The following is a 26,755-nucleotide window of genomic DNA, read 5'->3' as shown; positions in this document are numbered from 1 at the left end:
GTGAATGATCCGGATCATCGAGAGAAGAATCGAGAGAAGAGGTGTGTCGGCGGTGGTTCAGTTCGCGAACCCGGCGCCGAGACGGGCGCGGTACGGGTCCGTGCCGAGGGTCCCCGCGCCGAAGGAGAGGGAGCCCTCGGTGGTGACGCCGGAGGCGGTGGAGCGGAAGGCGGTCACCGAGCCGGCGTCGGTGTTCTCGCCGGGGGAACCCACGACGAGGTCGGCGCGGCCGTCCCGGTCGGTGTCGAGCAGCGTGCTCGCCGTGCCGAAGGAGTCCCCGCGCTCGGCGGTGCCGGGAACCCCCACGGTGTTCTGGCCGAACACCTTCGAGCCCGCACCGCTCGGCCCGGACGCGCCGCCGGGAATCACGACGACGGTGCCCGCGTCCTGCACACCGGAGAAGTCCTCGCCGGGGTTGCCGGCCACGATGTCGCCGTACCCGTCGCCGTTCACGTCCCCGACGGCGACGTCCGCGCCGAAGAAGTCACCCGGCTCCCCGACACCCGGAACGCCCGGAGTGTCCTGGTCGAGCAGGCGAGGAGCCGCCGCCTTCGGGCCCCGCGCGGTGCCGAGAACGACGCCGACCTGCGAACCGTACGTCCTCGGGTCGGACGGCTCCCCAGAGGGGTTGGCGGGCAGCGGGCGGCCGAAGACCAGGTCGTCGCGGCCGTCGCCGTTCAGGTCCCCCAGCGCGATGCTGTCGCCCGCCTCGATGAACCGGCCGTCGGCGTCCCGCAGCGTGGTGAGGGGGGCGAGACCCTCCCGGGTGCCGCGCAGGTAGTGGGCCTGGTGGGCGGAGTGGTCACCCGGGTCGTCGTAGTCCCACGGGGCTGTCAGGGTCACGAGGTCGGTGATGCCGTCGCCGTCGATGTCCCCGGCCGCGACGTCCAGCAGGTTCGAGTCGCCGTCGGTGAAGGAGACCTGCCGGGCACCGGCCGCCGCGCCCGCGCGGGTGAACGGGCCGAGCCGCAGACCGCCGTACGTGGCCAGGTCGGCGTGGCCGTCGCCGTCGAAGTCGCCCACCGCCGCGAACGACCCGATGCCGGGACCGTCGGGCGGCAGGATCGTTCCGCCGGACAGGCCTCCGGCCCCGCCCCACAGCACGGTCACGCTGCCCGTGACGTCGACGCCGCCTTGCTGCCACTTCTCCCCGGCCGCCGCAACCACCAGGTCGGTGTAGCCGTCGCCGTCCAGGTCGCCGGAGGCGAGCCGCCGGCCGAACCGGTCGTCCTTCTCGGGCGTCCCGGGGACACCCGCGGTCGCCTGCGTGAACACCTTCCTGGTCGCGAGGTCCAGCCCGTGCGCCGAGCCGTACACCACGGCGACGTACCCGGCCGCCGGCTTCCCGCCGACGGCGGCCTGGTCGGCACCGACGGCGAGGTCCTCGTACCCGTCGCCGTTGAAGTCCGCACGGGTCCCCGGGACGGCGGGCTGCGCATGGGCGAGCGGCGACGGTACGGCGATCGCCGCGAGCAGCGCGACGGCAGCCACCACACCCCTGCGCAGAACAGGCTCGGACACATCGACTCCGGAGTCTGGAAGACAGTGGGCGCGGAGAGGAAGATCCTCATCCGCGCCCACTACGACTCCCGGCCCACCCGGTTGGTTGCCCCGTACATGCCCTGACTTTGCCCCGCGTTCACCTACGGCGGCGGGGACGGAGGTCCGTCACGGCACTGGCAGCGACTCCCTAGAACGGCTCGAAGTCGTCGTACTCCTTCTCCGACTCGTCCCGCTCCGCCTGCTTGTCGCGGCGGCGCTGGGCGGCCGGCCGGGGCACGTCGAGGCGGTGGTCCTCGCCACGGCGGCCGAGCATCTCCGCGCCGGCCATGACGGTGGGCTCCCAGTCGAAGACGACCGCGTTCTCCTCGGGGCCGATGGCGACGCCGTCGCCCGAGCGGGCACCCGCCTTCATCAACGAGGCCTCGACGCCGAGGCGGTTGAGCCGGTCCGCGAGGTAGCCGACGGCCTCGTCGTTGTTGAAGTCGGTCTGGCGGACCCAGCGCTCGGGCTTCTCGCCGCGGACCCGGAAGAGGCCGTCCTCCTCCTGTACGACGGTGAAGCCGGCGTCGTCCACGGCCTTCGGCCGGATGACGATGCGGGTCGCCTCCTCCTTCGGCTTGGCGGCGCGCGCGCCCCCGACCACCTCGGCGAGCGCGAAGGACAGCTCCTTCAGGCCGAGGTGCGCGACCGCCGACACCTCGAAGACGCGGTAGCCGCGCGCCTCCAGGTCGGGGCGGACCATCTCGGCCAGGTCCTTGCCGTCCGGTACGTCGATCTTGTTGAGGACGACCATCCGCGGACGCCGGTCCAGGCCGCCGTACTGCTTGAGCTCCTCCTCGATGATGTCGAGGTCGGAGATGGGGTCGCGCTCCGACTCGAGGGTCGCCGTGTCCAGCACGTGCACGAGCACGCTGCACCGCTCCACGTGCCGCAGGAACTCGAGGCCGAGGCCCTTGCCCTGGCTGGCGCCGGGGATGAGACCGGGCACGTCCGCGATCGTGTAGACCGTCTCGCCCGCCGTGACCACGCCCAGGTTGGGGACGAGGGTCGTGAAGGGGTAGTCGGCGATCTTCGGCTTGGCGGCGGACAGCACCGAGATCAGCGAGGACTTGCCCGCGCTCGGGTAGCCCACGAGGGCCACGTCCGCGACCGTCTTCAGCTCCAGGACGATGTCCATCATGCCGCCGGGCACGCCCAGCAGGGCGAAGCCGGGGGCCTTGCGGCGGGCCGAGGCCAGCGCCGCGTTGCCGAGGCCGCCACGACCGCCATCGGCGGCCACGAACGAGGTGCCCTCGCCGACCAGGTCCGCGAGCACGTTGCCGTCCTTGTCGAGGACGACCGTGCCGTCCGGCACCGGCAGGACCAGGTCGACGCCGTCCTTGCCGGAGCGGTTGCCGCCCTCTCCGGGCTTGCCGTTGGTGGCGCTGCGGTGCGGCTTGTGGTGGTAGTCGAGCAGCGTGGTGACGGACTGGTCGACGACCAGGATCACGTCACCGCCACGGCCGCCGTTGCCACCGTCCGGGCCGCCGAGCGGCTTGAACTTCTCCCGGTGGACGGAGGCACAGCCGTGGCCTCCGCTACCCGCGGCGACGTGCAGCTCGACGCGGTCCACGAAGGTGGTCATGGGATGTGCCTCCAGATACGTACGGAAAAAATCTCTGCAATCGCTGCGATCTCTGCAAGCGACGCTCGGAGATCACACTTCAGTTAAAACACGCGAAAGGCGGACCCGCTTCCCGTAGGGGAAGTGAGGTCCGCCTCGCGAAAGATCCGGTCAGGCGACCGGAACGATGTTCACGACCTTGCGGCCACGGTGCGTGCCGAACTCGACCGCACCGGCGGCCAGCGCGAACAGCGTGTCGTCCTTGCCACGGCCGACGCTGGCGCCGGGGTGGAAGTGGGTGCCACGCTGGCGGACCAGGATCTCACCGGCGTTGACGACCTGACCGCCGAAGCGCTTCACGCCGAGCCGCTGAGCATTGGAGTCGCGACCGTTCCGGGTGGACGATGCGCCCTTCTTGTGTGCCATCTCTCCTCAGTCCCTTACTTCGCAGCCGCGGGGATCTCAGTGACCTTGATCGCCGTGTACTGCTGGCGGTGGCCCTGACGACGGCGGTAGCCGGTCTTGTTCTTGTAGCGAAGGATGTCGATCTTGACGCCCTTGTGGTGGTCCACGACCTCGGCCGTGACCTTGATGCCCGCCAGGACCCACGGGTCGCTCGTCACGGCTTCGCCGTCGACAACGAGCAGGGTCGAGAGCTCGACCGTGTCGCCAACATTGGCGGTGGGAATCTTGTCAACCTCAACGATGTCGCCGACAGCAACCTTGTGCTGGCGACCACCGCTGCGCACGATGGCGTACACGCGGATCTCTCTTTCGCTCGAAATCGGAATCCCCGCAGTCCAGCCGCGCGCTTGCGCGAGCGGCCTCTCCCGAAGCGCAGGGCCGAAGCACGGAGCGCCGGGAGGAAGAGGTTTACGGGGTGCGGCGCATCTAAGGACACGCCGACGGTCAAGGTTACGGGGCCACGGCCGAAAGGGTCAAACCAGGTCGGGCCCCGCGGGAGTGCGGCCGGTCACGCCGGTGCCCCCGGCCGGTGGATTCACCACCGGCCGGGGGCACCGGTCGATCAGGCCTGGTCGGCCGAAGCGGTGACGGAGGACACCGTCTGCTCCGCCGCCGCGGTCTTCTTCGACGCCGTCTTGGTGGCCGCCTTCTTCGCGGTCGCCTTCTTGGCCGTCGTCTTCTTGGCGACCGTCTTCTTGGCCGCGGTCTTCTTGACGGCGGCCTTCTTCGCGGTCGCCTTCTTGGCCGTCTTGCGGGCGGCCGCCTTCTTGGCCGGAGCCGCGTCGGCCTCGCCCTCGGTCCCGGTCTCGGCCGGAGCCTCGACAGGGGCCGCCTCCACGGTGGCCGACGGGACGACCACGACGGCCGCCTCCTCGGACGCGGTGGGCGCGGTGGCCTTGCGGACGGCGCGGCGGCGCGGACGGGCCGGTGCGGCGCTGTCGACGGGCGCCTCGGCGGGCGCCTCGGCGACCTGCTCCGGCTTCGGCTCCACGGCCTCGGGCGCGGCGGGCGCCTGGACCGGCTCGGAGACCGGCTCCGTGACCGTCACCACGGCCTCGTCCGCCGCCTTGGGCGAACCGGCGGGGGCGGACACCTTGCGGGTCGCACGACGGCGCGTACGGCCCTTGGGAGCGGCCTCGTCCGGTACGGCCACGGCTTCCTGGACGGCGGCCGGGGCCTCGGGCGCTTCGACGACCGGCGTCTCGACGACGGGGTCCTCCACGGCGACCGGCTCCGACTCGGCGGCCTCACGGGACTTGGCCCGCTCGGCACGCTCCTCACGCCGGCTGGGACGGCCCTCGGCCCGCGGCGCACCCGCCGGGGCGGACGCCCGCCGGGTGGCCCGACGCCGCGGACGGCCCCGGGTCGCGGCGGCCTCGGCCTCGGCGGCGCTGCTGTACAGCTCCTCGTCCGGCACGAACTCGGGCTCGGACACCGCGATCGGCGCGGCGACCTCGGCGGCCACCTCGGCCTCGGTCTCGGCCTCCAGCTCCTCGGTGTCCGCGGCCACGCCCTCGTGCTCGTGCGTGTGCTCCTGCTCGGCGCCGCCGCGGCCGCGCTTCTTGCGCTTGCCGCCGCCACCGACCGAGGTCGGCTGCTCCATGTGCACGATCACGCCACGGCCGTTGCAGTGGACGCAGGTCTCGGAGAAGGACTCGAGGAGTCCCTGGCCGACACGCTTCCTGGTCATCTGGACCAGGCCCAGCGAGGTGACCTCGGCGACCTGGTGCTTCGTACGGTCGCGGCCCAGGCACTCGAGCAGGCGCCGCAGCACGAGATCCCGGTTGGACTCCAGAACCATGTCGATGAAGTCGATGACGACGATGCCGCCGAGGTCGCGCAGCCGCAGCTGGCGCACGATCTCCTCGGCCGCCTCCAGGTTGTTCCTGGTCACGGTCTCTTCGAGGTTGCCGCCCTGGCCGGTGAACTTACCGGTGTTGACGTCGACCACGATCATCGCTTCGGTCTTGTCGATCACCAGCGAACCACCGCTCGGCAGCCAGACCTTGCGGTCCAGCGCCTTGGCGAGCTGCTCGTCGATCCGGTACGTCGCGAAGACGTCGACCTCGGAGGTCCACCGGGACAGCCGCTCGACCAGGTCGGGCGCGACGTGGCCGACGTACCCGTGGATGGTCTGCCAGGCCTCGTCGCCGCTGACGATGACCTTGGAGAAGTCCTCGTTGAAGATGTCGCGGACGACACGGACGGTCATGTCCGGCTCGCCGTACAGGAGCGTCGGAGCGTTGCCGCTCTTCGCCTTCTTCTGGATGTCCTCCCACTGCGCCTGAAGCCGCTCGACGTCACGGCTCAGCTCGTCCTCGCTCGCGCCCTCGGCGGCGGTGCGCACGATGACGCCCGCGTCCTCGGGGACGATCCGCTTGAGGATGGTCTTCAGACGGGCGCGCTCGGTGTCGGGCAGCTTGCGGCTGATGCCCGTCATCGACCCCTCGGGGACGTAGACGAGGTAGCGGCCGGGCAGCGAGACCTGGCTGGTGAGGCGGGCGCCCTTGTGGCCGATCGGGTCCTTCGTCACCTGGACGAGGACCGACTGGCCGGACTTGAGGGCGGACTCGATACGCCGCGGCCCGTTGGCCATGCCGAGCGCCTCGAAGTTGACCTCACCGGCGTACAGGACGGCGTTGCGCCCCTTGCCGATGTCGATGAAGGCGGCCTCCATCGACGGCAGCACGTTCTGGACCTTGCCCAGGTAGACGTTGCCGACGTACGAGGTCGACTGCTCCTTGTTGACGTAGTGCTCGACGAGCACGTTGTCCTCAAGGACGCCGATCTGGGTGCGCTCGCCGCTCTGGCGGACGACCATCACACGCTCGACGGCCTCGCGGCGGGCCAGGAACTCGGCCTCGGTGATGATCGGCACCCGGCGGCGGCCCTGCTCGCGCCCCTCACGGCGGCGCTGCTTCTTGGCCTCCAGACGGGTGGAGCCCTTGATGGACTGCACCTCGTCGGACGGGTGCTCTTCCTTGGCCTTGCGCGGCTCGCGGACCTTCACGACGGTGCGCTCGGGGTCCCCGTCGCCCGGCTCGGCCTCGGTGCCGGAGTCACCGGCGCGACGACGACGGCGACGGCGGCGACGGCTGCTGGTGGAGCCGGAACCGCCCGACTCCTCGCGCTCGTCGTCGTCCTCGGCGTCCTCCTCGACCTGCTCGGCGGTGTACTCGGCGTCCTGCGTGGCCTGGTCGGCGGCGTAGTCGTCCTCGGAGCCCTCGGCGTCCGAGTCCGCGGACTCGCCCCGGCGACGGCGGCGGCCACCGCGGCGGCGGCGCCGGCGGGAGCCGGTCTCCTCGGAGTCGTCACCATCGGCGGCGTCCTCGGCGGACTCCTCCTCGGAGGCCTCCTCGGGCTCCGCGGCGGGCTCCTCGGCCACCGGTGCGGGCGCCTCCTCGACGGCCCGGCGACGGCGGCGACGGCGCGGGCCGGTCTCCTCCTCGACGGCCTCGGGAGCCGCTACGGCCTGGGGGGCCTCCTCGGGCTCGACGACCTCCTCGGCTTCCGCGGCCTCCTCCGCCGCCTCGGCGGCAGCCGCGGCGGCGGCCCGCTCCGGCGTCTGGAACATCGGCTCGGTGAACACGGGCGCCTGGAACACGGCGACGGCCGGACGCGCCGGGCGACGTGCGCCCTCGTCGTCGGCACGCTCCTTCGGCGCGGGCGCGGAGAACCCGACGGCGGCCTTGCGGGTCGCGCGACGGCGGCCGCGGCGCGGCGCGGCCTCCTCGGCCTCGGGCGCCTCAGAGGCCTCGGCGGCTACCGGCTCGGGGGTCTCGGCGGGCTTGCTCTCGCTGGTCACGGGCGCCTCCACACGCTCGTCGGCGGTGGCGCCCTCGGGCGCACCGGCGGGCGTGGACACGCGCCGGGTGGCGCGCCGACGCGTACGGCGGGGAGCTGCGTCCTCGTCCGCTTCGGCCACGGGCTCGGGCTGGGGCTCGGGCTCCGGCTCCAGCTCGGGCTCGGCGGCGGGCTCCACGACCTCTTCGGCCTGGGGCGCACTGGTGGGCGCGGTGGCGCGGCGGGTCGCACGACGGCGCGTACGCCCGGCGGGCGCGGCTTCCTCGGCGGCGGGCGCGGGGGTCTCGGTGACCTCGGCGGCAGCGGGCGCCTCGGTCACGGCTGTCTCGGCGGCGGGCTCCACGACCTCTTCGGCCTGGGGCGCGCCGGCGGGCGCGGAGGCCCGGCGGGTGGCACGACGGCGCGGACGCGCGGCGGGCGCGGCTTCCTCGGCGGCGGGCGCGGGGGTCTCGGCGATCTCGGTCGCCTCCGCCACCTCGTCGGCCTCGGAGGCCGCGAGGTCTGCGGAGGACGCCACGGCCGGTATGGCCGGCGCCGTGGTCTCGGCCGCTGCCTCGGCGGCGGCTTCGGAGACACCCGCGGGCGGTCCCGCGGGGCGCGACGCCGCACGGCGGCGGCGCCGCGGCGGCAGGGTGTCGCTGGGGGTGTTGTTGTCGGGTCCCACGGACGATTCAGTGGGTTCGGTCGGCTCGAGCATGCGGGTGGATCTCCCGTCAGGCTCCCGGGCGCCGCGCCTGGTCCGGCAGTACCGGTGACGTCCGCGGCTCGCGCGATGCGCGGTGCCGCCGTCCGGGGCGCGGGCGCCGCACGGGAGCTCTCTGTGTCCTGTCTCGCCGGTTCCGTACGCCATGTGTGCGTACGGCCTGGCGAAAGTCTTCTGGTCGGTGCGCTGCCCGACCCAGGTGGCTCCCGGATACGAGGGCGACGCTACGACGTCCGTCCTTACGCGGAACCTTCCTTACGCCGACGCCTTCGCGGTGGCAGTCGCGGCGACCGTGGATTTCTCGGTCGCTGCTGCCTCGCGGTCGGGCGCGAGCGGGTCGGTCACCGTGCCGGTCTCTTCATCGAACAGCCCCTGCGCCAGCCTGGTCACCGCTGCGGCGACCGGCGGCGCCAGGTCGGCCACGGCGCGAAGACCGGACAGGACGTCGTCGGGTCGAACGGCAGGCGTCACGTGCCGAACAACCAGGCGCAGTATCGCACAGGCCTGGTCTGTCGGCCTATCAGCCTGGGGAGAGTGCGCTTCGAGACTCGCGACGGCGGAGCGGGCGTCGAAGGTGCGCATGCCGTTCTTGGTCTTGCGCTGCACCTCGACGGTCTCCGCCGCCTTGAAGATCTCGACCGCGCGCTCCGCTTCCTCGGGCGCCACGCCGTCGAGGCGCAGCTCCCACACGGATGCGGTGAGCCGGTCGGCGAGACCCGAGGTGCGGGCCTCGACCGCCTCGATGATGTCGAGCCCGAGGGGCATCGACTCGTCGAGGAGCTCGCGCAGTTTCTCCGGGTCACGCGCCTCGGTGAGGGCGATCTCCAGGAACTCCGCCTCACTGCCCGTGCCGGTGGGTGCGGCATTGGCGTACGACACCTTCGGGTGCGGCGTGAACCCCGCCGAGTACGCCATGGGCACCTCGGCGCGGCGCAGCGCACGCTCGAAGGCGCGCTGGAAGTCACGGTGGCTGGTGAACCGGAGGCGGCCGCGCTTGGTGTAGCGCAGGCGGATGCGCTGCACCGCGGGTGCGGGCGGCGGGCCTTCGGGCTGTCGCTTGCCCAGTGTCGTTCAGTCCTTCGTGAGAGCGGTCGTACTGCTACCTAGAGTACGTGTTTCGGCCGCTGCCGGTTCCCGGCGGGGCACGGCCTGCGGCTCCGCGGGGGCGCCGAAGAGCATCCGGCGGAAGTCGGCGCGGGCCTGCCGGGCGGACTCGCGCGCGGCGGCGATCGCCTGCCGGGTCGCCCGGCCGATGCCCCGCGCGGCCTCGGCGGCGGGCCGCAGCACGGTGTCGCGCACGACGTGCCCGAGGGGGGTCAGGACGGTCCGGTACACCCAGCGCACCGGCTCCACGAAGATCCACCGGAAGAGGGTTCCGAGGAACCGTCCGACGGCGAGCGAGATCCGCCCGGCGATCCGCCAGGCGTGCCCGAGCGCCTCCGCGACCTCCCGCCCGATGACGGCGAGCACCCGCCCGACGGGCACAAGTACCCATCGCCACACGGCGAGTGCGGGCAGCACGAGCAGGATGCGCGCGGTCCAGTAGAGGACGGCGCCGATCCCGGTGAAGATCGTCCGTACGAGCCACGCGGCGCCCGCGGCCACCCAGGCGACGGCCCGCCCGACGGGCGTCAGCACGTACTGGTACACCCACCGCGCGGGCACGACCACGAGGTACCGCACCAGCCAGGCGACGGCGGTGTACACCCCGACCCCCGCGGCCGCGAGCACGATCCCGATTCCCTTGAACACCCAGGCGATCGCGTGCCCGACCGGCGTGAGCACGCGCGCGTACACCCAGCCGAGCGCAGCCCCGACGACACCGAACACCCAGGCCAGCCCGCTGCCGACACCCCGCACCACCCACACGACGGCATGCCCGACCGGCGTCAGCAGGTACTGGTACACCCACCGCGCGGGCACGACGATCAGCACGTTCCCGAGCCAGGCGAGCCCCTTCGCCACCGGCACGACGGCATACCGCCACAGCGCCACCCACGGCCACACGAACAGCGCCCGGCCCACCCACTCCAGCGCCCGCCCGAGCGGCCGCAGCAGCGTCCTTTCCAGGAACCGGCCCGCCACGACCAGCGCGTCCCACACCATCCGCACCGGCACGACCAGCACCAACACGACGATCCGCACCGGAAGCCGGATCGCCACCGCGAGACACCCTTCCGGCGCCTCTGGCGCAGGCGGCTGAGCGGGCACCTTTTCGAATTCCATACCTGCGTAGACGCCCTGACGTTCCGTCTGGATGCGGTCCGTTCGGACACGATTCGGCACACGCGGTCACAGAAAACGGCTGAGGCCCCTCCCGATCGGGAAGGGCCCCAAGGTCGGGGGCTCGCTCAGTGCGTGTGTCCGGTGCCCACCGGCTGCTTCACCGTCAGCGGCAGCAACTTCTTGCCCGTCGGGCCGATCTGGATGGTCGTGTCCATCGCGGGGCAGACACCGCAGTCGAAGCACGGCGTCCAGCGGCAGTCCTCGACCTCGGTCTCGTCGAGCGAGTCCTGCCAGTCCTCCCAGAGCCAGTCCTTGTCGAGGCCGGAGTCGAGGTGGTCCCAGGGCAGGACCTCCTCGTAGGTGCGCTCGCGCGTCGTGTACCAGTCGACGTCGACGCCCATCGAGGGCAGCGTCTTCTCGGCGCAGGCCATCCAGCGGTCGTACGAGAAGTGCTCGCGCCAGCCGTCGAAGCGGCCGCCGTCCTCGTAGACGGCGCGGATGACGGCGCCGATGCGGCGGTCACCGCGGGAGAGCAGGCCCTCGACGATGCCGGGCTTGCCGTCGTGGTAGCGGAAGCCGATCGAGCGGCCGTACTTCTTGTCGCCGCGGATCTTGTCGCGGAGCTTGGTCAGGCGGGCGTCCGTCTCCTCCGCCGAGAGCTGCGGGGCCCACTGGAAGGGGGTGTGGGGCTTGGGGACGAAGCCGCCGATCGAGACCGTGCAGCGGATGTCGTTCTGGCCGGAGACCTTGCGGCCCTCGGCGATCACGTTCATCGCCATGTCGGCGATCTGCAGGACGTCCTCGTCGGTCTCGGTGGGCAGACCGCACATGAAGTACAGCTTCACCTGGCGCCAGCCGTTGCCGTACGCCGTGGAGACCGTACGGATCAGGTCCTCTTCCGAGACCATCTTGTTGATGACCTTGCGCATGCGCTCGGAGCCGCCCTCGGGGGCGAAGGTCAGACCGGAGCGGCGCCCGTTGCGGGTCAGCTCGTTGGCCAGGTCGACGTTGAAGGCGTCCACGCGGGTGGAGGGGAGGGACAGGCCGATCTTGTCCTCCTCGTACCGGTCCGCCAGGCCCTTGGCGATGTCGCCGATCTCCGAGTGGTCCGCGGAGGAGAGGGACAGGAGGCCGACCTCCTCGAAGCCGGTCGCCTTCAGGCCCTTCTCGACCATGTCGCCGATGCCCGTGATGGAGCGCTCTCGCACCGGGCGGGTGATCATGCCGGCCTGGCAGAAGCGGCAGCCGCGCGTGCAGCCGCGGAAGATCTCCACCGACATGCGCTCGTGGACGGTCTCGGCGAGCGGGACCAGCGGCTGCTTGGGGTAGGGCCACTCGTCCAGGTCCATGACCGTGTGCTTGGACACACGCCACGGGACGCCGGACTTGTTGGGGACCACGCGGGCGATACGGCCGTCGGGGAGGTACTCGACGTCGTAGAACGCCGGGATGTACACCGAGCCGGTCTTCGCGAGGCGGAAGAGGACCTCTTCGCGGCCTCCGGGGCGGCCCTCCGCCTTCCAGGCGCGGATGATGTCGGTCATGTCGAGCACGGCCTGCTCGCCGTCACCGATGATCGCCGCGTCGATGAAGTCCGCGATCGGCTCGGGGTTGAAGGCCGCGTGACCGCCGGCCAGCACGATCGGGTCGTCGATCGTGCGGTCCTTGGACTCCAGCGGGATGCCCGCGAGATCCAGGGCGGTCAGCATGTTCGTGTAGCCCAGCTCCGTGGAGAAGGACAGCCCGAACACGTCGAAGGCCTTCACCGGGCGGTGGCTGTCGACCGTGAACTGCGGGACCTGGTGCTCCCGCATCAGCTCCTCCAGGTCCGGCCAGACGCTGTAGGTGCGCTCGGCGAGTACGCCCTCGCGCTCGTTCAGCACCTCGTAGAGGATCATGACGCCCTGGTTGGGCAGCCCGACCTCGTACGCGTCGGGGTACATGAGCGCCCAGCGGACGTCGCAGGACTCCCAGGGCTTGACCGTGGAGTTGAGCTCTCCGCCGACGTACTGGATCGGCTTCTGCACATGCGGGAGCAGAGCTTCGAGCTGCGGGAACACCGATACAGCGGCTTCGGGAGGCATCTCGCGACTTTCGTGAGCGATCGATACGGACAGGGGTGACCATCTAGCCTAACGCGGTCACGGGCGCCCCTCGTCCGGTCAGACCGCCATCGCCCCCTTGATCGTCTCCCACGCCTCCGGCAGCGCCGCCTCCGCCAGCTCCGCCCGCCGCTCCTCGCGCCCGTACAGCAGCCCGTAGGTGAACGCGCTCTCCCCCGCCGAGTGCGCCTGGATCGCCAGGTCGCGCAGGGCGCCGCGGGTCATCACGCTGTCCTGGTGGTCGCCGAGCAGGCTCTGGAGCGACTTCATCGACTTGACCAGCTCGGATGCCGGTTTGCCGAGCACGGGGGCGGCCGTCTCCGCCGCGTACCGGGTGCGCTTGGCCTTCTTGCGGGCGTCGTGCATCGCGAGGTCGCGGTCCGCGCCGGACGGCAGCCCGATCGCCTGCTCGGCGAGGTCGGAGAGCTTCTTGAAGTCCTTCCGTACGGCCTTGGCGATGACCTTCTCGGGATCGTCCGCGGCGGCTGCGCGCAGCGGCGGGTCGGTGGCGAGCGCGTCGAGGGTGCCAAGGAGTTCCAGGTAGCGCCGCCCGTCGAGCACGGCGATCAGCCGGCGCCGGGAGCCGCCGTGGCGGGCATGCGACCAGGTGCGCAGGCGGCGGCGGACGGGTCCGGCGAGCAGCGCGCGGGGCAGCTCGTCGAGGGCCGCCGTCAGCCGTTCGGTGAGGACCTCCTGGTCGCGGTCGACGCCCAGCTCGCCGGCCAGCCACTTCAGCTCCTCGCCGATCGGGTCGGTGACGGCGCGGTCCAGGACGCTGCCGTAGGAGCGGAACGTGCTGCGCAGCCGTCGGGTGGCGACGCGCATGCTGTGCACGGAGTCGGGGAGGTCGCGGCGGACGGCGGGGTCCAGCTCGATGATCGCGTCGCGCTGGGTGCGGATGTACGCGAGGACGTGGTCGCCCGCGGTGTCGAGCGGCGCGGCTGCCGTCGTCCGCTGTTTGCGCCGCTTCTTGGGGGAGGTCTCCGCGAGGGCCCTGGCCAGCTTCGACGGCGACTCGGAGGCGCGGACGCCGGCCTTGCGGAGTTTCTTGTCGACCTTGTCGAGGAAGCCGGGGTCGCCGTCGTCGGCGAGTTCCACCTCGATCTCGGTCCACTGGGCGGTGCCGCCCTTGCCGCCGATCCGCTCGGCGCGTACGGCGTCGACGCTGACCTCGGCGAGCAGTGCGCCGTCCGCGTCGAGGAGGTCGCGCACGTCGCGTGCCGAGCGCAGCCGCATGACGGGCAGCAGTTCGCCGTCGCGGACGAGGGAGCGCACGAGGCCGGTCAGGGTGCGGGGCACGGTGTCGGAGAGCGGGGCGTGGATCTCGTCGCGGACGCCGGTGGAGACGGGGAACTTGAGGTGCCAGCCGGCGTCGGAGCCTCCGGTGCGGCGGCGCAGGGTGATCGAGGACGCGGCGAGGCGTTCGTCATAGGTGTCGTAGTAGACCGCGTCCAGCTCCGCGACGCCCTTGTCGACGACCGTCGCCACTCCGGCGACCCCGGTCAGGTCGGGCAGCCCGCTCTCATCGGATTCGTACTTGCGCTCGATCTCGCGCTTCGTATCCGCCATGACATGAATCTAGTGGCAGTCGGGGCGGGACGGCAGAGGGCATCGAAGTTGAATCCCGGATGAACTCCGGAGGATCAGGAGGTGACCAGGGCTCGGATCGCCGCGCCGCCGGGGAACTCCACGTTCTCGGCCGTCAGGGAGCCGATGAAGATGTGGGCGTCCTCGAACTGGTGGTAGGACATGGGTTCCTTGCCCTGCCCGACGATCAGGACGTTGCCCGCCAGGCGCCAGGCGACGATCCGGTCCACGTACTTCGGCTGCCGGACGTCGTAGTCGGGCAGGCCCAGCCGGTCGATGAAGCGGTGCATCACGGTGTCGAAGTGGGCGTCGAACTCCGGCCGCTCGGCGCCCACCTGGCTGCTCCAGCCGGGGATGGCCGCCCAGAGGTCCTCGTCGAGCAGCCCTCCGCCGATGTCGTAGAGGTAGGCGAAGGGCATGTGGAAGGAGCCGTCGCCGTCGCAGTGGACGAAGTGGCCCAGCGGGGAGACATGGTCGGCGTCGGGGGTGTCGGGCACATCCGCGTACTCCGGGCCCGTCACCGCCTCGCCGTGCTCACGCCAGCCCCACTCCCGCAGCCGGCCCTCGACGGCGGCCTCGTCGGTCAGGTCCAGCTCCGCCAGTGCGACGAGCTGGTCGACCAGCTCGTGGGTGACCGGGCAGAGACTGACACGGTCGTCGGCGTCGGTCACAGGGCTCTCCGTCTCCTCGTACGTCACTCGTCACCCCTACGCCGACATCGGCCGCTGCACCCTGATCGACTGGAGCAGCCCGACGGCCACCCATACGGCGAACATCGAGGAGCCGCCGTAGGAGACGAAGGGCAGTGGCAGGCCCGCGACCGGCATGATGCCGAGGGTCATGCCGATGTTCTCGAAGGCCTGGAAGGCGAACCAGGCGATGATGCCGGCGGCGACGATCGTGCCGTACAGCTCGGTGGTCTCGCGGGCGATGCGGCAGGCGCGCCACAGGATGACGCCGAGCAGCAGGAGGATCAGTCCGGCGCCGACGAAACCGAGTTCCTCGCCCGCGACCGTGAAGACGAAGTCCGTCTGCTGTTCGGGGACGAACTGGCCGGTGGTCTGCGAGCCGTGGCCGAGCCCGGTGCCGAAGAGGCCGCCGGAGCCGATCGCGATACGGGCCTGGTTGGTGTTGTAGCCGACGCCGGCCGGGTCGAGGTCGGGGTTGGCGAAGGCGGCGAAGCGGTTGATCTGGTACTCGTCGAGCAGATGCAGCTGCCAGATCGACACGGCACCGAGCGTGCCCGCGCCGAGCAGGCCGAAGACCCAGCGGTTGGAGGCACCGGATGCGAGCAGTACGCCGAGCACCACGACGACCGCGACCATGATGGTGCCGAGGTCGGGCATCAGCAGCACGACCACCATCGGGACGGCCGCGAGGCCGAGCGCCTGGAGCACGGTGCGGTGGTCGGGGTACTGCTTGTCGCCGGCGTCCACCCGGGCGGCCAGCAGCATCGCCATGCCCAGGATGATCGTGATCTTGGCGAACTCGGCGGGCTGCAGCGACAGTCCGCCGAGGGCGAGCCAGTTGCGCTGGCCGTTGATCGTGGCGCCGAGCGGGGTCAGCACCAGCAGCATCAGGAAGACCGAGGCGCCGTAGAGGATCGGCACGGCCGTGCGCAGGGTGCGGTGACCGAGCCAGATCGTGCCGATCATCAGGCCGAACCCGATGCCGGCGTTCATCAGGTGCCGGATCAGGAAGAAGTACGGGTCGCCCCCGTTGATCTCGGTGCGGTTGCGGGTCGCCGAGTAGACCAGCGCCGAGCCGATCAGGGAGAGCGCGACGGCCGAGAGCAGTATCGGCCAGTCGAGCCGGCGGGTCACCGAGTCGCGGGCGAAGAGCCGGGTCCAGCCGGCGCGTTCGGGTCCGTACCCGGAGACGGAGAAGTTGTTCGCGCCGGTCATGGGGTGAGCCTCCGCCGCTTCTTGGGACGGGCACTGCGCCTTCGGGTGTCGCGGTTGCCGGTGGTCGGGGTCTGCGTGGTCGCGGGCGTCTGCTGGTCGCCCGCGTCGTCCTCGCTCTTCTGACTGGCCTGCAGATCCTTGGCCGGGTCCTTGGAGACCTTCGGGGCGTCGATCGAGCCGTCGCTCTGGATCTTCGGCAGGCTCTTCTGCGGGGAGGACAGCAGGCCCTTCTTGCTGTCGACCGAGCCGTCGGCCTGGACGCCGTAGAGCGCGCTGTAGATGTTGCGCACGGCCTCACCGGAGGCGCCGGAACCCGTACCGGCCTGGGCGATCGTCATGACGATCGTGTAGTCCTTGCTGTACGTGGCGAACCAGGACGTCGTCTGCTTGCCGTAGACCTCGGCCGTACCCGTCTTGGCGTGCAGCTCGATCTTGTCCTGCGGCCAGCCGCCGAACTTCCAGGCGGCGGTACCGCTGGTGATGACGCCGGCGAGGGCCTTGTCCATGCCCTTGTGGGTGGCCGCGCTGATCGGGAGCTTGGCCTTGACCTTCGGCTTGATCTCCTGGACGGTCTTGCCGTCGGCGCTGATGATCGCCTTGCCGATGGTCGGGACGTACTCGGTGCCGCCGTTGGCGAGCGCCCCGTAGATCATGGCCTGCTGGATCGGGGTGACGAGGGTGTCGCCCTGACCGATGGAGTAGTTGATCGAGTCGCCCTCGCGCATCTTGTTGCCCTCGAGGCAGTTCTCGTACGCGATCTTCTCGACGTAGGTGCCGTTCTTCTTGCCGGTCTTGCACCAGCCGTCCTTGTTGGCCTTCCAGTAGCTCTGCTTCCACTGGCGGTCCGGGACGCGGCCGGTGACCTCGTTGGGGAGGTCGACGCCGGTCTCCTTGCCGAGACCGAACTGGTGGGCGGCCTTGTAGAAGTAGTCCTTGGGCTCACCCTTCTTCGGGTTGATGCCGCCGTCCTTCTTCCACTGGGCGTCGGCGAGGCCGTAGAAGACGGTGTCGCAGGAGACCTCCAGGGCGCGGCCCAGCGAGATGGGGCCGAAGTTCTCGCCCTCGAAGTTCTTGAAGACCTGGCCGCCGACCGAGTACGAGCTGGTGCAGGGGTAGCCGCCGTCCCACTCGTAGCCGGCCTCGACCGCGGCGGCCGTGGAGACCACCTTGAACGTCGAACCGGGCGCGGACTGCCCCTGTATGGCCCTGTTGAGCAGCGGGTAGTCGGAGTCCTTGCCGGTGAGCTGCCGGTAGTCCTTGGCGGAGATGCCGCCGACCCAGGCGTTCGGGTCGTACGTCGGCGCGGACGCCATCGCGACGATCCGGCCGGTCTTGGCCTCCATGACCACGGCCGCGCCGGAGTCGGCCTTGTAGTTCTCGCCGGTGATCTTGTCGAACTGCTCGCGGGCCTTCTTCATCGCCCGGTTCAGCTCGTACTCGGTGACGCGCTGGACGCGGGAGTCGATGCTGGTGACGAGGTTGGAGCCGGACTCGGCGGCGTCGGACTTGGCCTTGCCGATGACGCGGCCGAGGTTGTCGACCTCGTAGCGGGTGACGCCGGCCTTGCCGCGCAGCACCTTGTCGTACTGGCGCTCCAGACCGCTGCGGCCGACCTGGTCGGAGCGCAGATAGGGCGAGTCGGTGTCCTTGGCCTTGGTGATCTCGTCGTCCGTGACGGGCGAGAGATAGCCGAGCACCTGCGCGGTGTTGGCCTTGCCGGGGGCGGCGTAGCGGCGCACGGCCTCGGGCTCGGCGGTGATGCCGGGGAAGTCCTCGGAGCGCTCGCGGATCTGCAGGGCCTGCTTGGCGGTGGCCTCGTCGGTGATCGGGATGGGCTGGTAGGGCGAGCCGTTCCAGCAGGGCTGCGGCGTCTGGGCGTCGCACAGCCGGACCTTCTGGATGACATCGGCGGGCTTCATGCCGAGGACGCCGGCGAGCTTGGTGAGGACCGCCTTGCCGTCGTCCGCCATCTTCAGCAGGTCGGTGCGCGAGGCGGAGACGACGAGCCGCGTCTCGTTGTCGGCGATGGGCACGCCGCGGGCGTCCAGGATCGAGCCGCGGACGGCGGGCTGGACGACCTGCTGGACGTGGTTGCCGGAAGCTTCCTTGGCGTACTCGTCGCCGTTGCGGATCTGGAGGTACCAGAGGCGGCCGCCGAGGGTGCCGAGGAGGGACAGGACGAGGATCTGGATGACGATGAGACGGATCTGGACGCGTGGCGTCCGGCCGGTCTCCGGAATATTGGTCATGGGCGCAGCCCATCCCTTGAAAGGGTGGTGGTGGGCGACGGGTGGGCATTGGTCACTGTGGCTGCCTCCCCCTCTCAGTGTGTGTACGGGTCATACGAGTACACGGCCAACCTGTGTACGCAGGGGCCCGGCTGACGTGTCCTCACAGTCGCTTGACCCCCTTGATGCGTCCCGCCCGAGCCACCCGCGCCTTGGCCGCCTTGACGCGCAGACCGCCGCGCTGGCTGCCGATGCGCAGGCCGGTGCCGGACGACAGCCAGCCCGCGGAGACGTCCGTCTTCGCGGACGAACTGGTCTCGGCGAGCGGGTCGTTCTCGGCGCGTCTGGCGAGCGCCATGATCCCCGGCACGACGAAGGGCGCGAGCAGCAGGTCGTAGAGCGCGGCGGTGAACAGCAGGCTGCCGAGGCCGACATGGCGGGCGGCGGTGTCGCCGACGAGGGCGCCGACTCCCGCGTACAGCAGGGTGGATCCGATCGCGGCGCCGACGACCACGGCCATCGGGCCGGTGGCCGACTTGAGCTGGCCGTTCTCCGGTTTGATCAGCCCGGCGAGGTAGCCGATGACACAGAGCACCAGGGCGTAGCGCCCGGCGGCGTGGTCGGCGGGCGGGGCGAGGTCGGCGAGCAGGCCGGCCCCGAAGCCGATGAGAGCGCCGCCGACATGGCCGTAGACCATCGCGAGGGCGAGCACGGTCAGCAGCAGCAGGTCGGGGACGGCGCCCGGCAGATGCAGCCGGGCAAGGACGCTCACCTGGATGACCAGGGCGACGACCACCAGGGTGGCGGAGAGCAGCATCCGGTTGAAACGCATGGGACTCGGCTCCTACTGGTTCTGCTGCTGGCCGTCGATGGGTGCGTTCGCCGAGGGGGTGACCGTCACGGTCACGGTCGGCGTGGGGGTGGGTCTGGGCTTGGCCGGCAGCACCTCGTCGCGCGGGTCCCTCTTGGGCGCCTGGACGACGACGCCGACGATGTCGAGCTTGGTGAAGGAGACGTACGGCTTCACGTAGACCGTGCGGGTCAGGTCGCCGCCGGAGGGGTCGACGCGGGAGACCACGCCGACCGGGACGCCGGGCACGAACGGCTTGTCGGCCTGCGAGCCGAAGGTGACCAGGCGGTCGCCCTTCTCGATCTTGGCCTTGCCGTTGAGGAGTTCGACGCGCAGCGGGCGGTCGCCCTGGCCGGAGGCGAAGCCGAGTTCGTCCGTGCTCTCCATGCGCGTGCCGACCGTGAAGTCGGGGTCGTTGGCGAGGAGCACGGTGGCGGTGTCCGGGCCGACGGTGGTGACCCGGCCGACCAGTCCGTCGCCGTTCAGAACGGTCATGTCGCGCTTGACGCCGTCGCTCGCGCCGACGTCGATGGTGACGGTCCAGGAGAAGCCCTGGGCCGCTCCTATCGCGATGACCTCGGCGCCCTTGATGCCGTACTGGCCCTCACCGGCCACCTTGATCATCTTGTCGAGCTGCTTGAGGCGGCTGCGGTTGCGGTCGTCGCTGCCGAGCTTCGCCTTCAACGCCGCGTTGTCACGCTCCAGTTCGGCGATCCGGTCGTGCCGGCCGCCCGAGTCGCGGACGGCCGAGATCGCGTTGCCGACGGGGTCGACCGCGGAGGACACCCCGTTCTCGATCGGGCCGAAGACGGTCGCGGCGCCCTGCCGGGCACCGTCGACCGGCGAGTCCTCGCCACCCCTGATGTCCACCGTGATCAGTGCGAACGCGATGGCGATCAGCAGCACCAGGAGCAGCCGGCTCTCTCGTGTGTCCCTCACGTGCGGCGGCCGTGCCTTCCTCGTCGGAATTCGTGTGCCCCGGGCGAAGCGAAGCCCTTTGGTTGGCCTTGATCGCCGCTGGGGCCCTTTGGGTGAGCTTATGCCTCGGGATCAACGATCCGCCGCACGAGAAGGGATCATCTCGTACGGCGGAATCGAAGCGTTACGTCATCTGCGCGGCTGGGCGTCCAGCACCTGCTGGAGCGCCTCGAACTCCTCGACGCACTTGCCGGAGCCGAGCGCCACGCTGTCCAGCGGGTCCTCGGCGATGTGGATCGGCATACCGGTCTCGCGGCGCAGCCGCTCGTCCAGACCGCGCAGCAGGGCTCCGCCGCCGGTCAGCACGATTCCGCGGTCCATGACGTCGCCGGACAGCTCCGGCGGGCACTTGTCGAGGGTGGTCTTGACGGCGTCGACGATCGCGTTGACCGGTTCCTCAATGGCCTTGCGGACTTCGGCGGCGGAGATCACCACGGTCTTGGGCAGGCCGGAGACAAGGTCCCGGCCACGGATTTCGGTGTGTTCGTCATTGTCGAGGTCGTACGCCGAACCGATCGTGATCTTGATCTGTTCGGCAGTGCGCTCACCGAGGAGGAGGCTGTACTCCTTCTTGATGTGCTGGATGATCGCGTTGTCCAGCTCGTCGCCCGCGACGCGGATCGACTGTGCTGTGACGATTCCGCCGAGCGAGATGACCGCGACCTCCGTGGTGCCGCCGCCGATGTCCACCACCATGTTGCCCGTGGCCTCGTGGACCGGCAGGCCGGAGCCGATGGCCGCGGCCATGGGCTCCTCGATGATGTGCACCTGGCGCGCGCCGGCCTGGGACGAGGCCTCGATGACGGCACGGCGCTCGACGCCCGTGATGCCCGAGGGCACACAGACGACGACACGAGGACGGGCGAGGTAGCGCCGCTTGTGGATCTTCAGGATGAAGTAGCGGAGCATGCGCTCGGTGATCTCGAAGTCGGCGATGACGCCGTCCTTCAGCGGACGCACGGCAACGATGTTGCCGGGTGTCCGCCCGATCATCTTCTTCGCCTCCGCGCCGACCGCGAGGATGCCACCGGTGTTGGTGTTGATCGCGACGACGGACGGCTCGTTGAGTACGATCCCGCGACCCCTGACGTACACCAGCGTGTTGGCGGTCCCGAGGTCGACAGCCATGTCACGGCCGATGAACGACATTGAGTTCCCCATCAGGATTCGTCTGGCCTTCCCAAGTGGTGCTTTTGATGGCGTATTGGGACGGCGAAGTGGGTGCGGTGACGTGAAGGCTTCCATCGTAGACGCGCCTGCACGAACACTGCGCGAGGGTCTTCGCCATTGTCAGCAGATGATGTGCCGCCTCGCTTCTGGAGACGGGCGTTCGGGGGTAGGCGTTCCCCCGATCGGCACGCATATGCCAGGGGACGGCCGGTTTTCCTCGGCCGTCCCTGGTCAGACACGCGGTGACGTGACGTTCCCTCAGAAATTCAACCGCAGGTTCATACGCCGACCCATACGCCGGTTGGTCCCGCGGCTCACACGGCAGTGCGTCCGACGCGGACTCAGGCGCGGCCGGGGAAGAAGATCTTCAGCTCGCGCTCGGCGGACTCCTCGGAGTCCGAGGCGTGGATCAGGTTCTCGCGGACGATCACGCCGAAGTCACCGCGGATGGAACCGGGCGCGGCGGCGATCGGGTCGGTCGGACCGGCGAGCGCGCGCACGCCCTCGATGACCCGCTCACCCTCCACCACGAGCGCCACGACCGGACCGGACGCCATGAACTCCACCAGCGGCTCGTAGAAGGGCTTGCCCTTGTGCTCGCCGTAGTGCTGCTCCAGCGTGTCCTGGTCCAGGGTGCGCAGCTCCAGCGCGGTGATCTGCCAGCCGGCCTTGCGCTCGATCCGGCTGATGATCTCGCCGGTCAGGCCGCGACGGACGGCGTCGGGCTTGAGAAGGACGAGGGTGCGCTGGGTCACGGTGTGGCTCCTTCAAATCACAGATGTGCGGAGCTCAGAGGCTACAGGGCCCATCTGGGGGACGTTACGCAGAGTCAGGACTCCGGGTTTACGGCGCCTCGCGCGCTGTCACGCCGGACTGGCGGTGCCCTCTGTCCCGGCTTGCGCCCCTGCCTCGGCCGTCTCCGCCATCGCCGCGAATCTGGCCTTGGCCTCGTCGATCTTGCGGCCGTAGTGCACCGAGGCCCACCACAGGGCGGCGAAGATCGCGCCCATGAAGAACATGCTGGGCAGGATGAAGCCGGAGGCGATCAGCGCGACCTGCAGCGCCCAGCCGAGCTGGATGCCGCCGGGGCGGGTGATGACGCCGCAGAGCAGGATGCTCAGCGCCATCGCGATACCGCTGACCGTCCAGACCGCGGTCATGGACAGGCCGGGATCCTTCATGGCGACCAGACCGGCGAAGCCGATGACGAAGAACTCGCCGATCAGGGTCGAAGCACAGAGCGTACGCACAACGGTCAGCCCCTCCCGAGGAGCAGTCGGGCCTCGCCGACGGTGATGACGGAGCCGGTCACCAGGACGCCGCCGCCCGCGAACTCGCCCTCTTCCTCGGCGAGCGTGATCGCGGCCTCCAGGGCGTCGTCGAGACGCGGCTCGACCTGCACCCGGTCGTCGCCGAAGATCTCGACGGCGATCCCGGCCAGCTCGTCCACGTCCATCGCGCGGTGGCTGGAGTTCTGGGTGATCACGACCTCGGCGAGGATCGGCTCGAAGGCTTCGAGCAGCCCCCGTACGTTCTTGTCGCCGCTGGCCCCGACCACGCCGATGAGCCTGCTGAAGTCGAAGGCCTCGCCGACGGCCTCGGCGGTGGCGCGGGCGCCCGCCGGGTTGTGCGCCGCGTCCAGCACGACGGTCGGCGAGCGGCGGACGACCTCCAGGCGGCCCGGCGAGGAGACCGCGGCGAACGCCTTGCGGACGGTGTCGATGTCGAGGCGCTCGGCGCGCGCGGCACCGACCCCGAAGAACGCCTCCACGGCGGCGAGCGCCACGGCTGCGTTGTGCGCCTGGTAGGGGCCGTGCAGCGGGAGGTAGACCTCTTCGTACTCCCCGCCGAGGCCGCGCAGCGTCATCAGCTGCCCGCCGACGGCGACCTGCCGGGCGACGACGCCGAACTCCAGCCCTTCCCGGGCCACGGTGGCGTCGACCTCGACGGCCTTCTTCAGCAGCACCTGGGCCGCGTCGACCGGCTGCTGGGCCAGGATCACGGTCGCGTCCTGCTTGATGATGCCGGACTTCTCCGTGGCGATCTCGCCGTGCGTCTCGCCGAGCCGGTCGGTGTGGTCGAGATCGATGGGCGTCACGACGGCGACATCGGCGTCGATGACGTTGGTGGCGTCCCAACTGCCGCCCATCCCCACCTCGACGACGGCCACGTCGACGGGCGCGTCCGCGAAGGCCGCGTACGCCATGCCCGTGAGCACCTCGAAGAAGGAGAGCCGGTACTCCTCCTTGGCGTCGACCATCTCGACGTACGGCTTGATGTCCTCGTACGTCTCGATGAACCGCTCGGCCGGGATCGGCTCCCCGTCCAGGCTGATGCGCTCGGTGATCGACTGCACGTGCGGGCTGGTGTACCGCCCGGTGCGCAGCTCGAAGGCGCGCAGCAGCGACTCGATCATGCGGGCCGTGGACGTCTTGCCGTTCGTCCCCGTGATGTGGATCGACGGGTACGCCCGCTGGGGCTCGCCCAGCACGTCCATCAGCGCCGAGATCCGGCTGACGGAGGGCTCCAGCTTGGTCTCACCCCAGCGCCCGGCCAGCTCCGCCTCCACCGCGCGCAGGGCCTTGTCGACCTCGGGGTCGGCGGGCCGGGCGGGCACATCGCCCTGCGGCACACCGCCCTGCGTCCGCAGGGTACGGCTGCCGGCCTCGATCACCGCGAGATCGGGATCACGCTCGGTCTCGTTCGCGACGATCTCGTCGAAGGGGTCACCGATGGGGTCGCTGTCGTCCGGGGGGAGCTCACTCACGGGGACAGTCTACGGAGCCGGACCGACAGGCGCGGGCGGAGGGGCTTCAGGCGGGGGCGGGGCGAAAACCGAAGGCGCCCGGGACCTGCACGGTCCCGGGCGCCTTCACTCACGTACGGCCGCTACGCCGGAGGCAACTGCTCCAGCTGCCGCTGGATCCGGGCGATGTCCTCGTCCGCCTTCGCAAGGCGCCCGCGGATCTTGTCCACGACCTGATCCGGAGCCTTCGCGAGAAACGCCTCGTTCCCGAGCTTGGCGTTCGCCTGGGCCTTCTCCTTCTCGGCAGCGGCAAGGTCCTTCGCCAGCCGCTTCCGCTCCGCGGCGACATCGATCGTGCCGGAGAGGTCCAGCGCGACGCTCGCCCCCGCGACCGGCAGCGTGGCGGTGGCCGCGAACCCCTCGCCCTCCGGCTGGAGTCGCAGCAGCTGGCGGATGGCCGCCTCGTGCGGGGCCAGCGCGGTCCCGTCGAGGGCCAGCCGGGCCGGCACCCGCTGGCCGGGCTGCAGCCCCTGGTCGGCACGGAAGCGGCGAACCTCCGTGATGACCTGCTGCAGCGCCTCGATCTCGCGCTCGGCGGCGTCGTCACGGAAGCCACTGTCCTTCGGCCAGTCCGCGATGACGACGGACTCGCCACCCGTGAGGGTGGTCCAGAGCGTCTCGGTGACGAACGGGACGATCGGGTGGAGCAGGCGCAGCGTCACGTCGAGGACCTCGCCCAGGACACGCCCGGACACCTTCGCCGGCTCGCCGCCCGCCATGAACGTCGTCTTGGACAGCTCGACGTACCAGTCGAAGACCTCGTCCCACGCGTAGTGGTAGAGGGCGTCGGACAACTTGGCGAACTGGAAGTCGTCGTAGAGCGCGTCGACTTCGGCGACGGTCTTGTTGAGCCGGGACAGGATCCAGCGGTCGGTCGCCGACAGCTTCTCCGGCTCCGGGAGCGGGCCCTCGACCGTCGCACCGTTCATCAGCGCGAACCGCGTGGCGTTCCAGATCTTGTTGGCGAAGTTCCGGGACGCCTGGACCCAGTCCTCGCCGATCGGCACGTCGGTGCCGGGGTTGGCGCCGCGGGCGAGGGTGAAGCGGACGGCGTCGGAGCCGTAAGAGTCCATCCAGTCGAGCGGGTCGACCACGTTGCCGAAGGACTTCGACATCTTCTTGCCGCGCTCGTCGCGGACGAGACCGGTGAGGGCGATCGTCTTGAACGGGACCTCGCCGTCCATCGCGTACAGGCCGAACATCATCATCCGGGCGACCCAGAAGAAGATGATGTCGTGGCCGGTGAGCAGGACGTCGGTCGAGTAGAACTTCGCGAGGTCGGGGGTCTGCTCCGGCCAGCCGAGCGTGGAGAACGGCCACAGGCCGGACGAGAACCAGGTGTCGAGGACGTCGGTGTCCTGCTTCCAGCCCTCGGCCTCGGTGCCCGGCGGCTGCTCGTCGGGGCCGACGCAGACGATCTGGCCCTCCGGCCCGTACCAGACCGGGATGCGGTGGCCCCACCACAGCTGGCGCGAGATGCACCAGTCGTGCATGTTGTCGACCCAGTCGAAGTACCGCTTCGACATGTCCTCGGGGTGGATCTTGACCCGGCCGTCACGGACGGCGTCGCCCGCCTCCTTCGCCAGCGGGGCGACCTTGACCCACCACTGCATGGACAGGCGCGGCTCGACGGTGGTCTTGCAGCGCGAGCAGTGGCCGACCGAGTGGACGTAGGGGCGCTTCTCGGCGACGATCCGGCTCTGCGAGCGCAGCGCGGCGACGATGGCGGAGCGAGCCTCGAAGCGGTCGAGGCCCTGGAAGGGGCCGTGAACCGTGATGACGGCCCGCTCGTCCATGACCGTGATCGACTCCAGGCCGTGGCGCTGGCCGATGGCGAAGTCGTTCGGGTCGTGAGCCGGCGTCACCTTGACGGCGCCGGTGCCGAACTCGGGGTCGACGTGGGTGTCCGCGACGACGGGGATGGTGCGGTCGGTCAGCGGCAGTTTGATGCGCTTGCCGACGAGGTGCTTGTAGCGCTCGTCGTCGGGGTGAACGGCGACGGCGGTGTCACCGAGCATGGTCTCGGCACGGGTGGTCGCGACGACGAGTGTCTCGTCGCCCTCCCCGTACTTGATCGAGACCAGCTCGCCGTCGTCCTCCTGGTACTCCACCTCGATGTCCGAGATGGCCGTCAGACAGCGCGGGCACCAGTTGATGATGCGCTCGGCGCGATAGATCAACTCGTCGTCGTAGAGCCGCTTGAAGATGGTCTGGACGGCCTTGCTCAGACCCTCGTCCATGGTGAACCGCTCGCGGTCCCAGTCGACTCCGTCGCCGAGCCGGCGCATCTGTCCGAGGATCTTGCCGCCGTACTCCTCCTTCCACTGCCAGACGCGCTCGACGAACTCCTCGCGCCCGAGGTCGTGCCGCGACTTGCCCTCCTCGGCAAGCTGCTGCTCGACCTTGTTCTGCGTGGCGATCCCGGCGTGGTCCATCCCCGGCAGCCACAGCGCCTCGTACCCCTGCATGCGCTTACGGCGCGTCAGGGCGTCCATGAGGGTGTGCTGGAAGGCGTGGCCCAGGTGCAGGGAGCCGGTGACGTTCGGCGGCGGAATGACGATGGTGTACGGCGGCTTCTCGCTCTTCGCGTCGGCGGCGAAGTAACCCCGTTCCACCCAGCGCTCGTACAGCTTCCCCTCTACCTCGGCCGGCGCGTACTGGGTCGGCAGTTCGGGAGTGGATGCTGGCGGCTGCTGCTGAGCGTTGTCGGTCACGGGGCCAGTTTAGAGGTGTCACGACCCCGTCCCGAAACAGGATTCTTCCGTAACGGTGCGCCCCCCGATGCATCGCGCGCCCCGCCCTTGCGCCAGGATGTCCGCACCACAT

The 26,755-nt window shown here is 70.5% G+C and carries 19 protein-coding genes; all 19 read right to left on the bottom strand.

Features of this window, described 5'->3' with window-relative positions:
* Nucleotides 1-57: 57 nt before the first annotated feature.
* Nucleotides 58-1,521, bottom strand: a complete 1,464-nt coding sequence (locus AB5J56_RS29660; protein WP_369236792.1) for an FG-GAP-like repeat-containing protein — start codon at nucleotides 1,519-1,521, stop codon at nucleotides 58-60.
* 169 nt (nucleotides 1,522-1,690) lie between these two features.
* The gene (obgE, locus tag AB5J56_RS29655; RefSeq protein WP_369236790.1) at nucleotides 1,691-3,127 is read right to left on the bottom strand and encodes a GTPase ObgE; all 1,437 of its coding nucleotides are present in this window, start codon (nucleotides 3,125-3,127) and stop codon (nucleotides 1,691-1,693) included.
* 150 nt (nucleotides 3,128-3,277) lie between these two features.
* Nucleotides 3,278-3,532, bottom strand: coding sequence for a 50S ribosomal protein L27 (rpmA, locus tag AB5J56_RS29650; RefSeq protein ID WP_006374707.1), 255 nt, complete (start codon nucleotides 3,530-3,532; stop codon nucleotides 3,278-3,280).
* A gap of 14 nt (nucleotides 3,533-3,546) precedes the next feature.
* The gene (rplU, locus tag AB5J56_RS29645) at nucleotides 3,547-3,867 is read right to left on the bottom strand and encodes a 50S ribosomal protein L21 (protein WP_369236787.1); all 321 of its coding nucleotides are present in this window, start codon (nucleotides 3,865-3,867) and stop codon (nucleotides 3,547-3,549) included.
* 266 nt (nucleotides 3,868-4,133) lie between these two features.
* Nucleotides 4,134-8,072 (bottom strand): Rne/Rng family ribonuclease, encoded by a 3,939-nt coding sequence (locus tag AB5J56_RS29640; protein ID WP_369236785.1) that lies wholly within the window; start codon nucleotides 8,070-8,072, stop codon nucleotides 4,134-4,136.
* Between the two features lie 261 nt (nucleotides 8,073-8,333).
* Nucleotides 8,334-9,101: a TIGR03936 family radical SAM-associated protein gene (locus tag AB5J56_RS29635; protein ID WP_369236784.1), complete on the bottom strand. Its 768-nt coding sequence runs from the start codon at nucleotides 9,099-9,101 to the stop codon at nucleotides 8,334-8,336.
* A gap of 48 nt (nucleotides 9,102-9,149) precedes the next feature.
* Nucleotides 9,150-10,304 carry a hypothetical protein gene (locus AB5J56_RS29630; RefSeq protein ID WP_369236782.1) on the bottom strand — a complete coding sequence of 385 codons (1,155 nt, stop codon included), beginning with the start codon at nucleotides 10,302-10,304 and terminating at the stop codon, nucleotides 9,150-9,152.
* 125 nt (nucleotides 10,305-10,429) lie between these two features.
* Entirely contained in the window at nucleotides 10,430-12,388 is a 1,959-nt protein-coding gene (locus tag AB5J56_RS29625; protein WP_369236780.1) for a TIGR03960 family B12-binding radical SAM protein, read from the bottom strand.
* A 78-nt stretch (nucleotides 12,389-12,466) separates the two neighbouring features.
* Nucleotides 12,467-13,975 (bottom strand): CHAD domain-containing protein, encoded by a 1,509-nt coding sequence (locus tag AB5J56_RS29620; RefSeq protein ID WP_369236778.1) that lies wholly within the window; start codon nucleotides 13,973-13,975, stop codon nucleotides 12,467-12,469.
* Nucleotides 13,976-14,049: 74 nt separating this feature from the next.
* The gene (locus AB5J56_RS29615) at nucleotides 14,050-14,664 is read right to left on the bottom strand and encodes a hypothetical protein (protein WP_369236776.1); all 615 of its coding nucleotides are present in this window, start codon (nucleotides 14,662-14,664) and stop codon (nucleotides 14,050-14,052) included.
* 36 nt (nucleotides 14,665-14,700) lie between these two features.
* Entirely contained in the window at nucleotides 14,701-15,897 is a 1,197-nt protein-coding gene (gene rodA, locus AB5J56_RS29610; protein ID WP_369236774.1) for a rod shape-determining protein RodA, read from the bottom strand.
* Complete coding sequence (mrdA, locus tag AB5J56_RS29605; RefSeq protein ID WP_369236772.1) at nucleotides 15,894-18,146, bottom strand: penicillin-binding protein 2; 2,253 nt, start codon at nucleotides 18,144-18,146, stop codon at nucleotides 15,894-15,896. Before mrdA ends, rodA begins: the two co-directional genes overlap by 4 nt.
* Before the next feature lie 142 nt (nucleotides 18,147-18,288).
* Nucleotides 18,289-18,957 carry a rod shape-determining protein MreD gene (gene mreD, locus AB5J56_RS29600; RefSeq protein WP_369236770.1) on the bottom strand — a complete coding sequence of 223 codons (669 nt, stop codon included), beginning with the start codon at nucleotides 18,955-18,957 and terminating at the stop codon, nucleotides 18,289-18,291.
* 12 nt (nucleotides 18,958-18,969) lie between these two features.
* Nucleotides 18,970-19,914 carry a rod shape-determining protein MreC gene (mreC, locus tag AB5J56_RS29595; protein ID WP_369236768.1) on the bottom strand — a complete coding sequence of 315 codons (945 nt, stop codon included), beginning with the start codon at nucleotides 19,912-19,914 and terminating at the stop codon, nucleotides 18,970-18,972.
* Between the two features lie 168 nt (nucleotides 19,915-20,082).
* A complete protein-coding gene (locus AB5J56_RS29590; protein WP_037747701.1) occupies nucleotides 20,083-21,102 on the bottom strand; it encodes a rod shape-determining protein in 1,020 nt (339 codons plus the stop codon).
* Between the two features lie 362 nt (nucleotides 21,103-21,464).
* Nucleotides 21,465-21,878, bottom strand: coding sequence for a nucleoside-diphosphate kinase (ndk, locus tag AB5J56_RS29585; RefSeq protein WP_369236766.1), 414 nt, complete (start codon nucleotides 21,876-21,878; stop codon nucleotides 21,465-21,467).
* 108 nt (nucleotides 21,879-21,986) lie between these two features.
* Nucleotides 21,987-22,373 (bottom strand): DUF4233 domain-containing protein, encoded by a 387-nt coding sequence (locus AB5J56_RS29580; protein ID WP_369236764.1) that lies wholly within the window; start codon nucleotides 22,371-22,373, stop codon nucleotides 21,987-21,989.
* Nucleotides 22,374-22,378: 5 nt separating this feature from the next.
* Nucleotides 22,379-23,890: a folylpolyglutamate synthase/dihydrofolate synthase family protein gene (locus AB5J56_RS29575; protein ID WP_369236762.1), complete on the bottom strand. Its 1,512-nt coding sequence runs from the start codon at nucleotides 23,888-23,890 to the stop codon at nucleotides 22,379-22,381.
* Between the two features lie 122 nt (nucleotides 23,891-24,012).
* On the bottom strand, nucleotides 24,013-26,643 hold the full coding sequence (locus AB5J56_RS29570) for a valine--tRNA ligase (protein WP_369236760.1): 2,631 nt from the start codon (nucleotides 26,641-26,643) through the stop codon (nucleotides 24,013-24,015).
* Between the last annotated feature and the right edge of the window lie 112 nt (nucleotides 26,644-26,755).

The sequence above is a fragment of the Streptomyces sp. R21 genome (assembly GCF_041051975.1).
Classification (GTDB): Bacteria; Actinomycetota; Actinomycetes; order Streptomycetales; family Streptomycetaceae; genus Streptomyces.
The sequence above is the reverse complement of the archived record's forward strand: the minus strand, read 5'-3'. Positions and strand labels throughout refer to the sequence as shown.

Excerpts from the sequence above, each read along its gene's own strand:
- obgE (WP_369236790.1), bottom strand. The coding sequence starts at position 3,127 with ATGACCACCTTCGTGGACCGCGTCGAGCTGCACGTCGCCGCGGGTAGC.
- rpmA (WP_006374707.1), bottom strand. The coding sequence starts at position 3,532 with ATGGCACACAAGAAGGGCGCATCGTCCACCCGGAACGGTCGCGACTCC.
- AB5J56_RS29640 (WP_369236785.1), bottom strand. The coding sequence starts at position 8,072 with ATGCTCGAGCCGACCGAACCCACTGAATCGTCCGTGGGACCCGACAAC.
- AB5J56_RS29630 (WP_369236782.1), bottom strand. The coding sequence starts at position 10,304 with ATGGAATTCGAAAAGGTGCCCGCTCAGCCGCCTGCGCCAGAGGCGCCG.
- AB5J56_RS29625 (WP_369236780.1), bottom strand. The coding sequence starts at position 12,388 with ATGCCTCCCGAAGCCGCTGTATCGGTGTTCCCGCAGCTCGAAGCTCTG.
- AB5J56_RS29620 (WP_369236778.1), bottom strand. The coding sequence starts at position 13,975 with ATGGCGGATACGAAGCGCGAGATCGAGCGCAAGTACGAATCCGATGAG.
- rodA (WP_369236774.1), bottom strand. The coding sequence starts at position 15,897 with ATGACCGGCGCGAACAACTTCTCCGTCTCCGGGTACGGACCCGAACGC.
- mrdA (WP_369236772.1), bottom strand. The coding sequence starts at position 18,146 with ATGACCAATATTCCGGAGACCGGCCGGACGCCACGCGTCCAGATCCGT.
- mreD (WP_369236770.1), bottom strand. The coding sequence starts at position 18,957 with ATGCGTTTCAACCGGATGCTGCTCTCCGCCACCCTGGTGGTCGTCGCC.
- AB5J56_RS29590 (WP_037747701.1), bottom strand. The coding sequence starts at position 21,102 with ATGTCGTTCATCGGCCGTGACATGGCTGTCGACCTCGGGACCGCCAAC.